The sequence below is a fragment of the Delftia sp. GW456-R20 genome (assembly GCF_001622915.1).
Classification (GTDB): domain Bacteria; phylum Pseudomonadota; class Gammaproteobacteria; order Burkholderiales; family Burkholderiaceae_C; genus Comamonas; species Comamonas acidovorans.
In genome coordinates, this window is sequence record NZ_LWCN01000004.1 from 2,213,130 (window position 1) to 2,225,440 (window position 12,311).

At 70.1% G+C, this 12,311-nt stretch carries 11 protein-coding genes; 4 read left to right on the forward strand and 7 right to left on the reverse strand.

What is annotated here, in order from left to right; genetic code table 11:
* Positions 1-94: 94 nt before the first annotated feature.
* Both A4F85_RS15175 and A4F85_RS15180 read left to right on the forward strand, forming a co-directional pair.
* A complete protein-coding gene (locus A4F85_RS15175) occupies positions 95-1,024 on the forward strand; it encodes a LysR family transcriptional regulator (protein WP_012203818.1) in 930 nt (309 codons plus the stop codon).
* A gap of 3 nt (positions 1,025-1,027) precedes the next feature.
* Positions 1,028-1,957: a tripartite tricarboxylate transporter substrate binding protein gene (locus tag A4F85_RS15180; RefSeq protein ID WP_063327053.1), complete on the forward strand. Its 930-nt coding sequence runs from the start codon at positions 1,028-1,030 to the stop codon at positions 1,955-1,957.
* Positions 1,958-2,008: 51 nt separating this feature from the next.
* Here the strand turns inward: A4F85_RS15180 and A4F85_RS15185 are convergent, their stop codons facing one another.
* Positions 2,009-2,872: a DMT family transporter gene (locus A4F85_RS15185; protein ID WP_063327054.1), complete on the reverse strand. Its 864-nt coding sequence runs from the start codon at positions 2,870-2,872 to the stop codon at positions 2,009-2,011.
* A gap of 123 nt (positions 2,873-2,995) precedes the next feature.
* Between A4F85_RS15185 and A4F85_RS15190 the strand changes: the two genes are divergently transcribed.
* Positions 2,996-4,375: an aminotransferase-like domain-containing protein gene (locus A4F85_RS15190; RefSeq protein WP_063327055.1), complete on the forward strand. Its 1,380-nt coding sequence runs from the start codon at positions 2,996-2,998 to the stop codon at positions 4,373-4,375.
* Here A4F85_RS15190 and A4F85_RS15195 read toward each other — a convergent pair.
* Positions 4,372-4,959 (reverse strand): TetR/AcrR family transcriptional regulator, encoded by a 588-nt coding sequence (locus tag A4F85_RS15195; RefSeq protein WP_063327056.1) that lies wholly within the window; start codon positions 4,957-4,959, stop codon positions 4,372-4,374. The genes A4F85_RS15190 and A4F85_RS15195 overlap by 4 nt on opposite strands.
* 95 nt (positions 4,960-5,054) lie before the next feature.
* Here A4F85_RS15195 and A4F85_RS15200 point away from each other — a divergent pair, with 95 nt between their 5' ends.
* Positions 5,055-6,269 (forward strand): MFS transporter, encoded by a 1,215-nt coding sequence (locus tag A4F85_RS15200; protein ID WP_063327057.1) that lies wholly within the window; start codon positions 5,055-5,057, stop codon positions 6,267-6,269.
* Here the strand turns inward: A4F85_RS15200 and A4F85_RS15205 are convergent.
* Genes A4F85_RS15205 through A4F85_RS15225 form a run of 5 tightly spaced genes read right to left on the reverse strand, consistent with a single transcriptional unit; the run spans position 6,253 to position 12,301 of the window.
* Complete coding sequence (locus A4F85_RS15205) at positions 6,253-7,140, reverse strand: LysR substrate-binding domain-containing protein (protein ID WP_012203812.1); 888 nt, start codon at positions 7,138-7,140, stop codon at positions 6,253-6,255. The two genes, A4F85_RS15200 and A4F85_RS15205, sit on opposite strands and share 17 nt — an antisense overlap.
* A gap of 9 nt (positions 7,141-7,149) precedes the next feature.
* Positions 7,150-8,004, reverse strand: a complete 855-nt coding sequence (locus A4F85_RS15210) for an alpha/beta fold hydrolase (protein ID WP_012203811.1) — start codon at positions 8,002-8,004, stop codon at positions 7,150-7,152.
* On the reverse strand, positions 7,998-10,124 hold the full coding sequence (locus A4F85_RS15215) for an acetate--CoA ligase family protein (RefSeq protein WP_063327058.1): 2,127 nt from the start codon (positions 10,122-10,124) through the stop codon (positions 7,998-8,000). The genes A4F85_RS15210 and A4F85_RS15215 overlap by 7 nt, the downstream gene beginning before the upstream one ends.
* An 8-nt stretch (positions 10,125-10,132) precedes the next feature.
* The gene (locus A4F85_RS15220; protein WP_063327059.1) at positions 10,133-11,104 is read right to left on the reverse strand and encodes a Bug family tripartite tricarboxylate transporter substrate binding protein; all 972 of its coding nucleotides are present in this window, start codon (positions 11,102-11,104) and stop codon (positions 10,133-10,135) included.
* 30 nt (positions 11,105-11,134) lie between these two features.
* Positions 11,135-12,301 (reverse strand): acyl-CoA dehydrogenase family protein, encoded by a 1,167-nt coding sequence (locus A4F85_RS15225; RefSeq protein ID WP_063327060.1) that lies wholly within the window; start codon positions 12,299-12,301, stop codon positions 11,135-11,137.
* Between the last annotated feature and the right edge of the window lie 10 nt (positions 12,302-12,311).

Genomic DNA, 12,311 nt, shown 5'->3' on the forward strand with positions numbered 1-12,311 from the left:
CAAGCGGTCGCATCGGTGACTGGATGGGATTCTGTAGAGGCTTGTCCAATATTTCAAAGATTTTTAGGATATCGGCTGGATACTTTTCACATATATGGAACTGCGCCATCTCCGTTACTTCCTGGCCGTGGCCGATACCGGCCACATCACGCGCGCGGCCGAGCTGCTGGGCATGCAGCAGCCGCCGCTGTCGCAGCAGATCCGCGCGCTGGAGGAGGAGCTGGGCATTGCCCTGTTCCGGCGCCACCCCAAGGGCGTGGACCTGACCGACGCGGGCCTGGAGCTGCAGGGCGAGGCCACGCGGCTGCTGGCCGACTTCACCGCCATGCGCGACCGCATGCAGGCCTTTGCGCGCGGCGAGCGCGGGCGCATCCATGTGGGCTTCACCAGCTCGGCGGCGGCCCATGCCTTCACGCCCGAGGTGCTGCGCCTGTGCCGTGGCCGCCATCCCGACATTGCGCTGGATGTGAGCGAGAACAATGCCGCCGAGATCACCGAGGCCGTGCAGGCCGGGCGCATGCACTGCGGCTTTCTGCGCGTGCCGGTGGCCCGGCCCGAAGGCCTGGTGTTCGAGACGCTGCTGCAGGAGCCCGCGCTGCTGGCCATTCCCGTGGACCATAGGCTGGCGCGCGATGCATCGCGGCCCGTGGCGCTCAGGCAGCTCGATGGCGAGCGCCTGATCCTTGTGCGGCGCACGGGCGCGCCGGGGCTGTATGCGAACCTGCTGGCGCTGTGCGCCCGGCACAAGGTACAGGTGGAGGTGGCCGCCGAGGTGGAACGCATGATGACCAATGTGAACCTGGTGGCGGCGGGCGTGGGCCTGTCCATCGTGCCGGCCTCGGTGCGCGGCGCCCATCCCGAGGCCGTGGTCTACCGCGCCTTCGAGCCCGCCGTGCGGCTGAGCGCCCCGCTCACCCTGGTGCACCGCGAGGCCGGCACGGAAACCGGCGGCGCAGGACCCGCGGCCACCTTCATCGCCCTGGCGCGCGAGCTGGCGCAGCGCCACCAGGCGCCGGGCGGCTGAGGCATGCAGGCACCGCAAGGCACCGATACCGGCCGGCGCGCCCTGCTGGCGACGGCTGCCTGCGCGCTGGCCTGGCCCGCCCAGGCATTGCCAGCCCGGCCCGCCTGGCCGGGCGCCAGCGTGCGGATCGTGGTGGCCTACCCCGCAGGCGGTGTCAGCGACATGGTGGCCCGCGCCCTGGCCGAGCAACTGGCGCAGCAATGGGGCACGGCCGTGATCGTGGACAACCGCCCCGGCGCCAGCGGCACCGTGGCGCTGGAGCTGCTGGCGCGCAGCGCGCCAGACGGCCGCACCCTGGTCTTTGCCGCCGCCACCGCCGTGGGCCTGGCCGCAGCCTCCGTGACGCCCGTGGCCGGCGTGATGCGCACGCCCATGCTGCTGGTGGGCACGCCGGCGCTGAAGGCCGCAGATTTCGAGGGCATGCTGGCCGAGGCGCGCGGCATGCCCGGCGGCATACGCTGGGCCACCACGGGCGAGGGCACGACGGGCCACGCCGTGCTGCAGCGCATAGAGCAGGCCACGCGCATTCCCATCGTGCATGTGCCCTACAAGGGCGGGGGCCAGCAGCTCAACGATGCGCTGGCCGGGCATTTCGAGCTGCTGTCCACCAATGTGGCGCCGCTGCAGCTGCAGGCGCTGCGCGCGGGCCGCCTCAAAGCCCTGGCCGTGGGCGCGCCGCAGCGGCTGGCAGCCCTGCCCGATGTGCCCACGCTGGCGCAGCTGGGCCATGCGCAGGCCAACCTGGATTCGCTGTTCGGCCTGTTCGCGCCGCCGCAGATGGCGCCAGCGCTGGCCCAGCGCATCAATGCCGCGGTGGCCCAGGCGCTGCGCGCGCCGGCCATCCGCAGCCGGCTGGAGGCGGCCAGCAACCAGCCGTTCGAGGGTTCGGCCGCAGAGTTCGCGCAGCAGGTGATGCGCGAGGCCGGGCGCTGACCGCCCTGCATCGCTCCCCCCGCACCACGCCCCGCACCACGCCGGACGGGCTCAGCGCGCGTACTTCTTGGCCCCGGCCACGCAGACCACGGCGGCCATGGTGACCAGCACCATGCCCCAGCTCACCTGCTCGTGCAGCAGCAGGGCCGCCAGGCCCAGGCCCATGAAGGGCTGCAGCAGCTGGATCTGGCCCACGGCCGCAATGCCGCCCTGCGCCAGGCCCCGGTACCAGAACACAAAGCCGATCAGCATGCTGAACAGCGAGACATAGGCCAGGCCCAGCCATGCGGGCCGGCCCACATCGGCCAGCGATGCCGGCATGCTGATCAGGGCGGCCGGCAGCATGACGGGCAGGGCCAGCACCAGCGACCAGCTGATGACCTGCCAGCCGCCCAGCGTGCGCGACAGGCGCGCGCCCTCGGCATAGCCCAGGCCGCAGACGATGATGGCGGCCAGCATGAGCAGGTCGCCGCGCAGCGAGCCCCCGGCCCCGCCCACGGCCGCATAGCCGGCCACGAAGGCCGCGCCCGCCAGCGAGAACAGCCAGAACGCCGGGCGCGGCCGCTCGCCGCCGCGCAGCACGGCGAACACGGCCGTGGACAGGGGCAGCAGGCCCACGAAGACGATGGAATGCGCCGAGGTGACGTACTGCAGCGCCAGCGCGGTCAGCAGCGGAAAGCCCACCACGCCGCCCAGCGCGCTCAGCGCCAGCGAAGGCATGTCGGCGCGCGCGGGCCGGGGCTGGCGCAGCGCCAGCAGCAAGGCCAGGGCCAGCAATGCCGCGATGCTGGCGCGCGCACAGGTCAGGAAGGTGGGGTCCAGGTCGGCGACCGCCACGCGGGTGGCCGGCAGCGATCCCGCAAAGATCGCCACGCCGATGAATCCGTTGATCCACCCGCTGCTTGTCTTGTCCATCAAAAAGCTCCTTGGTTTGCAGCAGGCAGTGGGCCATTGCACGGCCGGATCTTCCATAGACAGTCCAATACAATTCAAAAGAACTGTTATGCACACAAATCCACTACAGAAGAGAGAGCAGCCATGCGCAGCGGCACACGCATCCAGGCGGTGATGCAAGAGATCCAGTCGCGCATCGCCGCGCGCACCTACCTGCCCGGCACGCGCCTGCCCTCGGTGCGCGCGCAGGCGCAGGCCATGCAGGTGTCGGTGTCCACGGTGGTGGAGGCCTATGAGCGGCTGGCGGCCGAGGGGGTGATCGTCTCGCGCCCGGGCTCGGGCTTTTATGTGGCGGGGCCGGTGGCGCCGCTGGCGCTGGGCGGTATCGGGCCGCGCGTGGACAGGCAGGTCGACCCCCTGTGGCTGGCCCGCCAGTCGCTGCAGGCAGATGCCCACGCGCTCAAGCCGGGCTGCGGCTGGCTGCCGCCTTCATGGCTGTACGAGGAAGGCGTGCGCCGCGCGCTGCGCTCCCTGGCGCGCTCGGGCACGCTGGAGCTGACGGAGTACGCAACGCCGCTGGGCCACCCGGCACTGCGCCGCCTGCTGGCGCGGCGCATGGCCGCCATGGGGCTGGAGACCTCGCCCGAGCAGATCCTGCTGACGGAGTCGGGCACGCACTCCATCGACCTGGTCTGCCGTTTCCTGCTGGAGCCCGGCGATACGGTGCTGATCGACGACCCCTGCTATTTCAATTTCCATGCGCTCCTCAAGGCGCACCGCGTGCAGGCCGTGAGCGTGCCCTACACGCCGCAGGGGCCCGACGTGGCCCGGTTCGCCGACGCGCTGCAGGCGCATTCGCCACGCCTGTACATCACCAACTCGGCCATCCACAACCCGACGGGCGCCACGCTGTCGCCACTGGTGGCGCACCGCATCCTGAAGCTGGCCGACAGCTCGGACCTGGTGATCGTGGAGGACGACATCTTCTGCGACCTGGAGACCCATGCGGCGCCCCGGCTGGCGGCCTTCGACGGCCTGTCGCGCGTGATCCAGATCGGCAGCTTCTCCAAGACGGTGTCGGCCTCGCTGCGCTGCGGCTTCATCGCGGCGCGGCCCGACTGGACGCAGGACCTGGCGGACCTGAAGATCGCCACCAACTTCGGCGGCGGGCGCATGGCCGCCGACATCGTGCTGCGCACGCTGACCGACAGCGGCTACCGCAGGCACATGGAGTCCGTGCGGCTGCGGCTGGCGCAGGAGATGGAACGCACGGCCGCGCGGCTGCAGGCCCTGGGCATGAAGCCCTGGCTGGTGCCGCAGGCCGGCATGTTCCTGTGGTGCCAGTTGCCCGGGGGCATGGATGCCACGGCGCTTGCGCGCACCTGCCTGGAAGATGGCGTGGTGCTGGCGCCCGGCAATGCCTTCAGCCAGTCGCAGAGCGCAGGCGATTTCCTGCGCTTCAATGTGGCGCAGTGCTCGGATGCGCGGATCTTCGAGGTGCTGGCGCGGGCGCTGAAGGGCTAGGCCGTTTCAGCCTGCAGCAGGCCCCGCACCCGTGCCTGCACGTGTTCCAGGGACGGCGGCAGGTCGAACAGCATGCGGTAGACGATGGGCGCGGCCAGCGCGTCGATCAGGGTGTCCGCAGCGGGCATCGCCTCGCCACGCCGCGCTGCGCGCTCGCCGATCTGCGCCAGTTGCCCGCGCAGGATTTCCACGCAGGCGCAGGGCGTGTGCTCGTTGCCCGCTGCGGCGGCCATGTCGCGCAGCATGGTGCGTCCCAGCGGCGAGGCCGATTCCTCCAGGAACTGCTCGGCCCAGGCCAGCAGGTCGCCCTCCAGCGTGCCCGTGTCCAGCGGCGGCGCCGTGGGCCGGATGATTTCCACGGCCACATCGGCCAGCAGCTGCTGTATGTCGCCCCAGCGCCGGTAGAGGGTGGACGGCGTCACGCCCGCCTGGGCGGCGATGAGCGGAAAGCTCAGTTCCTCGCGCGGCATGGTTTCCAGCAGGCCCTTGACGGTCTGGTAGACCGTGGCCTGGATGCGCGCGCTGCGTCCGCCGGGACGGGCGGGACCGCCTGTTTTGGAAAGGGATGGGACTTGCGTGCTCATGGTTATTAAAGCTAAAAATTTGCGTTAGCAGCGCACAAGCGCAGAATTCGCTAAAGCAAAAACTTTGCATTAATTGTGCAGCAGGGCTCTTAACCATGTCGGTACTGCAACCATCCAACTCCACTCCCGCTGCCCGGCCCGGCCGCAGCCTGGCCGTCCTGGCCTTCGGCCTGGGCAGCTTCTTCGCGGCCTCCAGCGCGCCCACGCCGCTGTACCGGCTCTACCAGCAGGACTGGGGCTTTTCCTCCGGCATGCTGACCCTGGTCTTCGCGGTCTATGCGCTGAGCCTGCTGCTGGCCCTGCTCACCACGGGCGCGCTGTCGGACCACCTGGGCCGCAAGCCCGTGATCCTGGCGGCGCTGGTGCTGGAGATCGTCTCGCTGGCGGTGTTCGCCCGCGCGGGCGACGTGCAGGCCCTGGTGCTGGCGCGCGTGCTGCAGGGCTTTGCCACCGGCATGGCCAGTGCGGCCATGGGCGCGGCGCTGCTGGACCTGCACCGCGAGCGCGGCACGCTGGTGAGCACCATGGCGCCCATGGTCGGCATGGCGGCGGGCATTGTCGTGGCGGGCGAGTTCGCGCAGCTGTGGCGCCAGCAGCTGGGCCTGGTGTTCTGGCTCATGGCGCTGATCTTCGTGGCCGTGGCCGCCGCCATGGCCGTGCTGCCCGAGACGGGCGCGCGCCGCCCCGGCGCACTGGCCGCCATGCGCCCGCGCGTGCGGATTCCGGGCCAGGCCCGGGCCGACTTCATGCGCGTGCTGCCCATGAGCATCACGGTGTGGGCGCTGGGGGGCTTTTACCTGTCGCTGGGCCCGTCGATGATCCGCTCGGTCACGGGCTCGGAGATCGCCGCCAGCTTTGCCGTGTGCATCAACACGCTGAGCGCCGCCGCCGCCATCTGGACGCTGCGCAGCCGCGCGCCGCGCGCCATGCTGCAGTTCGGCGGCAGCGGCCTGCTGGCCGGGGTGGCCCTGCTGCTGGTCGGCGCCCATCTGCAAAGCCTGCCCCTGGTGCTGGGCGCCTCGGTGGTGGCGGGCGCGGGCTTCGGCGTGGGCTTCCAGGGCGCGCTGCGCAGCGTGATCCCGCTGGCCGAGCCGCACGAGCGCGGCGCCCTGATCTCGGCCATCTACATCGCCAGCTACCTGGCGTTCAGCGTGCCGGCCATCGCAGCGGGCATGGCCGCCGCGCGCTTCGGCCTGTTGCCGGTGACCTATGCCTACGGCCTGATGCTGATGCTGTTCGCGGGCCTGGCGCTGGCGGGGACGCGCCAACCCAGGCCGGTGGCCTGTGCACGGCCTAGATCTGCTCCTTGAGCCAGTCGCTGAACAGTTGCACCTTCCTCGACTGGCGCTGCAGCCTGGGCGTGACCAGGTAGTAGGAGGCGCCGGTGCGCACGGGCAGTCCGAAGGGCGCGACCAAGCGGCCGCCGTTGATGTCGTCGACCAACAGCGCGGTCTGGCCAATGGCGATGCCCAGGCCATCGGCGGCGGCCTGCCAGGTCAGCACCGAGCTGCTGAAACGCATGGTCTCCACGCCGTCGATCTCGTCCTCATAACGGCACAGCCGGGCCCAGGTCTGCCAGTCGGCCTTGCGGTAGTGCGAGACCAGCAACCGCTTGCGCAGCAGGGCCTGGGGATAGGCGATCTCGGGGGCATTGGCATGCAGGAAGGCGGGGCTGCACACGGGCTCGATCACGTCCTCGAACAGGAATTCAGTGTCCACGCCCTGCCAGGCGCCATGGCCCATCTGTATGGCCAGGTCCACATGGTCGCGATCGAAGTCCACGTCCTTGACCGAGTTGGTGATGACCACGGCGATGTCGCCATGGCGGGCGTTGAAGTCCTGCAGCCGCGGAATCAGCCACTTGGCGGCGAAGGTGGTGTAGGTCTGCAGGCGCAGCGTGTTGTCGGAGCCGCTGCGCATGATCTCGTCCGTGGCGCGGCCAATGCCCTCGAAGGCAGGGGCCACGGCCTCGCCATAGCGCTGGCCGGCCAGGGTCAGGCTGATGCCGTGGCGCTCGCGCCGGAACAGTTCCACGCCCAGATAGGTCTGCAGCACGTTCAGCTGCTTGCTCACGGCGGACTGGCTGATGTGCAGCTCCCGCGCCGCCTGGGTGAGATTGCGGGTGCGCGCCACCACTTCGAAGACCTTCAGGGGGTTGAGCGGCGGGATTCTTCCATGCATGCGCGGATTCTAGGATTGCGCCTGCAGCCAGCGGGCCATGAGCAGGTTCACCTCCGGTGCGCATTCGTACTGCACCCAGTGGCCGGCACGCGGCACGATGGTCCAGTCGCGCTCGGCGCGTCCCTGCGCCAGGGATTCGGCGGCCTCCATGGGCTCGGCCGTGACGTCGGCCTCGCCCCAGACCAGCAGCACGGGGCGCCGGTAGTCCTGCAGCAATGCCTGCAGCGCGCTGCCGCGCGAAATGGATTTGCTGCGAAAGCGCGTGGCTTCGCAGGACAGGCCATGCACGCACAGGGCCAGCGCATCCACGGCCTCCGGTCCCGACAGCATGAAGGCCGCCAGGTTCTGCCGCCACGCGGCCTCGCGCGCGGCGAGGTCGTCCACGCGCCAGTCCAGCAGCGGGGCCATCTCGCGGCGCCTGCCGCCGTGGCCGGCCGTGCCCAGCAGCACCAGGCGCTCCACCCGCTGCACGCGCGCTGCCAGCTGGGCTGCCATCGCTGCGCCGAAGGAAAAGCCGGCCAGGAGAACGCCCTGCTCGGGTACCAGCAGGTCCAGACATTGCTCCAGCGATTGCAGCAGGGCCGGCAGGCGTGCGGGGTCATGGGCGGGCAGTGCGAAGTCCTGCGAATCACCGAAGCCCGGCAGATCAGGCACCAGCACGCGGAACTGGCGCGACAGCGCTTCGATGTTGCGCACCCAGTGCATCCACGACCCGTGGCCGCCGTGCAGCAGCACCAGGGGGCGGCCCTGCCCCCATTCACGCCAGTGCAGGTCCACGCCCTCGTCCCCCCAGGTGGCGGCAAGCACATGGTGACGCGCCGTGGAGTCCAGCGCCTGCAGGAGGCTGTGGCGCGGGTTCAGCACGCCTGCAGCACCAGTGCATCGACGGCCACCACGCCCTGCCCTTCGGGCAGGACCATGAGCGGGTTGGCCTCGGCCTCCAGCACGCCCAGCTCGGGACGTAGGGCGAGGCGGGACAGGGCGGAGATGGCATGCGCCAGCGCCTCCAAGTCACCCCGGGGCCTGCCGCGCAGGCCGGAGACGGTCTGCAGCAGCCGGACCTCGGCGACCATTTCCCGCGCGGTTTCCACGGACACGGGGGCCATGCGGATGCTGCGGTCGCGCAGCACCTCGGCCCAGATGCCGCCAGCGGCCAGCATGATGATGGGGCCTGCATCGGGGTCGATTCGGTAGCCCACCAGCACCTCGGCCAGGCCCTTGCACAGGGGCTGCACCAGCGCCTGGTCGCAGGCCGTGTCCGGCGCATTGCGCGCCAGGTTGGAGCGCAGGGTGGCAAGGGCACCGTCCAGCTCCTGCGCCGTGCCAACGCCCAGCACCACGCCGCCGACCTCGGTCTTGTGCGCGATGGCCGGCGAGCACAGCTTGGCCACCACGGGGTAGTCAAACGGCAGGTCCCCGACCGGCCCCTGCAAAGGCAGGCAGGCAAAGGGCGCATGCGGCATCTGCAGCGCGTCGAACAGCGCATAGGCCTGGGCCTCGCTGAGCGCACGGCCCTCGCCCCGCAGCGCAGGGACAGCGGCCACCGGACCCGGAACGCGCCGTGCCAGCACGCTGGCAATGGCGTCGGCGCAGCTCTCCGGCGTGCGAAAGCAGGGAATCTGTGCCTCGGTCAGCGCGGCCAGGGCCTGCGGCGCGTCGGGCACGAGCATGGCCACCAGGGGCTTGGCATGGCTGGCGCTGTCCATGATGGGACGCACCGCCAGGTCCGGCTGATAGCGGGCGGACGAGCCGACGACGGCCACCACCATGTCGATCTCGGGGGCCTGCAGCAGGATGTCCAGCGCCTTCTTCATCACTTCGTAGCGCGTGCCGGCCAGGGTCAGGTCCAGCACGCGGCCTGCGCTGCCGGGGATGCCGGCCTCCTTGAGGCGGGCCAGCGTCTCGCCGGCCACGGGCTGCACGGTGATGCCGCGCAGGCCCAGCTGGTCCACCACCATGGCCGCACCGCCGCCCGTGGTGGTGACCACGGCAACGCGCTGGCCACAGGCAGGGCTGGCGCCGGCCAGGGGCAGCTTGCGCGCCAGCGGGAACACCTCGAACAGCGTCTCCAGCATGTCCACGCGCGCCACGCCCAGGCCCTTGAGGAAGGCATCGGCGATATCGTCCTCGCCCGCCAGCGCGCCCGTGTGCGTGGCCGCCATCTCGGCGGCGGCGCTGGAGCGGCCCAGCTTGTAGGCGATGACGGGCTTGCCGCGCAACGCGGCCTCGCGCGCAAAGGCCTGCAGCGCATCGCCATGGCGCAGGCTCTCCAGGAACAGCACATAGCCTTCTATGCCTGGATCGTCCAGCGTGGCCGCGCAGATCTCGCCCACGCTCAGGTCCACCTCGCTGCCCACAGAGACCAAGCCCGCGAACCCCACGCCGCGCGCCTTGCCGCGCGAGACCAGGGCGCCGATCATGCTGCCGCTGTGCGATGCCACGAAGACCTTGCCGCTGGGCACATCGGGCTCGGCAAAGGCTGCGTTGGCCGTGAGCACCAGGCCGTTGCGCGGATGGACCACGCCCAGGCTGCTGGGCCCCAGGATGCGCAGGCCCGTGGAACGCGCGATCTGCCGCAGCTGCTGCTCGCGTTGCGCGCCTTCGGGGCCCGACTCGGAAAAGCCGCTGGCCAAAATGGTGACCACGCCCACTCCCAGCCGCGCGCATTCGCGCACGGTCTCCAGTACGGTCCCGGTGGGCGAGAGCACGAAGACATGGTCTGGCACCTCGGGCAAGGCGGCCAGGCTGGGCCAGGCGGGCTCGCCCTGGACCTGGCTGCGGTGTGGATTGATGGGGTAGATGGTGCCGGCAAAGCCCGCGCGCCGCAGGAACTGCAGCGGCCGCCCGCCGGTCTTGCCGACGTCGTCGGAGGCACCCACCAGGGCGATGCTTGCAGGCTCCAGCAGGACCTGGCGCAAGGACCGGCGGGAGGACTGCGTGGCGCCGGAGACAGCGGCGGCGGCAATGGAAGTGGAGGCGTTCATGGTTCGGCTTACTTCTCTATCTTGACTTTCTTGAACTGCTCGGACCAGTGGACCACCTCGGCCTGCAACTGCGCCTTGAATTCGGCGGGCGAATTGCCAATCAGCACCGCGCCCTGCGGGACCAGGGCCTCCTTGAACTCGCGGGACTTCACGGCCCTGGCCACGGCGGCGGCCAGCCGGTCGACGATGGGTTTGGGCGTGCCCGCAGGCGCCAGCAGCCCGTTCCACGAATCGGAGACCATGCCCGGCAGGCCCAGCTCGGCAAACGTGGGCACGGCGGGCAGGCCCGGCAGGCGCACGGGGCCAGCCACGGCCAGCGGACGCACTTTGCCTGCTTCCAGGTTGGGCATGGCGCCAGTGGATGTCATGAACGCGACATCGACCACGCCCGCTATCAGGTCGGTGAGCACGCTGGAGCCGCCCGAATAGGGCACATGCAGCATCTGCAGGCCGGCCAGCTGCTCCAGCCGCAGCGTGGCCATGTGCTGGGAGCCGCCCGCGCCCGTGGTGCCATAGCTGAGCGCGCCGGGCCGGGCCCGCGCCAGCGCCTCGAATTCCTTGTAGCTGCGCACGGGCAGTTGGGGGCTGGCCGCCAGCACGCCGGGTGCCGAGGAGATCTTAGAGATGGGCTCGAAGCTCCTGAGCGGATCGAACTTCTGCTTGGGAAACACAAAGCTGTTCATGGTCAGCGGCGCCGCAGCCACCAGCAGCGTATAGCCGTCGGGCGCAGCCACGGCCACGGTCTCCGAGGCGATGTTGCTGGTGGCACCGGGCTTGTTCTCCACGATGAAGGCGCCCTTGAGTTCATCCTGCAGTGCCTTGGCTACCAGGCGCGCCACCACGTCCGTGGGTCCGCCGGCCTGAAAGCCCACGATGATCTTCACGGGCCGCGACGGATATTTGTCCGAGGCCGCTGCCATGCCTGCGCAGCCCATTGCCGCTGCCGCCGCGAGCGCGGCCATCCATGTACGACGATGCATTCCTTGTCTCCTTTTGTAGTGGTGCCGGTCTTACTGCCGGGATGCGGGCTGGGAGGCTTTCTGGGAGAAGGTCCGCCCGAAGACGCCCTCGGCGATGCGGTTCCTGAGCACTTCGATGGAGCCGCCGGCGATCATCCAGCCGCGCGTGCGGCGCACGCAGTACTCCACCAGGGCCTCCTGGCTGAAGCCCAGGCCCCCCATGACCTGCATGGCCTCGTTGGACACCTCCCAGCCCGCCAGATTGCAGGCCAGCTTGGCCATGGCCGTGCTTTGCGCGCTGGGCAGGCCATGCTCACCCTCGAGCGCGGCCTTGTAGAGCAGCAGCTGGGCCTGCTCCAGCTTCATCCACATGTCGGCGAACTTCCACTGCAGGCCCTGGAACTCGCACAGCTCGCGTCCGAACTGGCGGCGCACCCGTGCGTGCTCGCGCGCCAGGTTGAAGGCATGCCGGCCCAGCGCCAGCGCGCGCGAGGCATTGCCCAGGCGCTCCACGTTGAAGCCCGAGATCTGCTTCTTGAATCCACCCGCGCCCAGCAGCACGTTCTCGCGCGGGATGCGGCAGTTCTCGAAATACAGCTGCGCCCATTGCTCGCCATTCATGAAGGCCGAAGGCTGGCCGACCTCGAAGCCGGGCGTGTCGCGCTCCACCAGCACCGAGCCTATGCCGTCCACGCCCGGCCCGAAGCGCACGTAGACCAGGAACAGGCCGGCTTCGGGGCTGTGCGTGGAAAACACCTTGCTGCCGTTGATCACATAGTGATCGCCCTCCAGCGTGGCCGTGGTCCTCAGCTCGGTCACGGCCGAGCCTGCATCGGGCTCGGTCATGCCCAGAGAAATGAGCTTTTTTCCAGCCAGCAGATCCGGCAGGAAGCGCGCCTTCTGGGCGGCGTCCGCGTACTCCACGAAGGTGCGTATGGGGCCGAAGTTGCCGGCCTGCACGATGTCGGCGCTCTTGGGGCAGACCAGGGCCACCTGCTCGATGGCAAGCACGGCATGCATGAGCGAGCCGCCCTGCCCGCCGTCGGCCTCGGGAAAGGCAATGCCCAGCAAGCCCTGCTCGGCCAGCAGGCTGGCAGTCTCCCAGGGGTAATGCGGGGAATGCGCACGCTCCAGTGCGCCGGCCGCCAGTTTGTCCTGGGCGAACCGGGCCACGCTGTCGGCGAAAGCCTGGTGTTCTTCGGAAAGGGTGAAATCCATGGTGATCGGA

Coding starts and splice junctions, on each gene's coding strand:
- A4F85_RS15175 (WP_012203818.1), top strand. CDS start 95: ATGGAACTGCGCCATCTCCGTTACTTCCTGGCCGTGGCCGATACCGGC.
- A4F85_RS15195 (WP_063327056.1), bottom strand. CDS start 4,959: ATGAGCACGCAAGTCCCATCCCTTTCCAAAACAGGCGGTCCCGCCCGT.
- A4F85_RS15215 (WP_063327058.1), bottom strand. CDS start 10,124: ATGAACGCCTCCACTTCCATTGCCGCCGCCGCTGTCTCCGGCGCCACG.
- A4F85_RS15225 (WP_063327060.1), bottom strand. CDS start 12,301: ATGGATTTCACCCTTTCCGAAGAACACCAGGCTTTCGCCGACAGCGTG.
- A4F85_RS15190 (WP_063327055.1), top strand. CDS start 2,996: ATGCGCAGCGGCACACGCATCCAGGCGGTGATGCAAGAGATCCAGTCG.
- A4F85_RS15200 (WP_063327057.1), top strand. CDS start 5,055: ATGTCGGTACTGCAACCATCCAACTCCACTCCCGCTGCCCGGCCCGGC.
- A4F85_RS15205 (WP_012203812.1), bottom strand. CDS start 7,140: ATGCATGGAAGAATCCCGCCGCTCAACCCCCTGAAGGTCTTCGAAGTG.
- A4F85_RS15220 (WP_063327059.1), bottom strand. CDS start 11,104: ATGCATCGTCGTACATGGATGGCCGCGCTCGCGGCGGCAGCGGCAATG.
- A4F85_RS15185 (WP_063327054.1), bottom strand. CDS start 2,872: ATGGACAAGACAAGCAGCGGGTGGATCAACGGATTCATCGGCGTGGCG.
- A4F85_RS15180 (WP_063327053.1), top strand. CDS start 1,028: ATGCAGGCACCGCAAGGCACCGATACCGGCCGGCGCGCCCTGCTGGCG.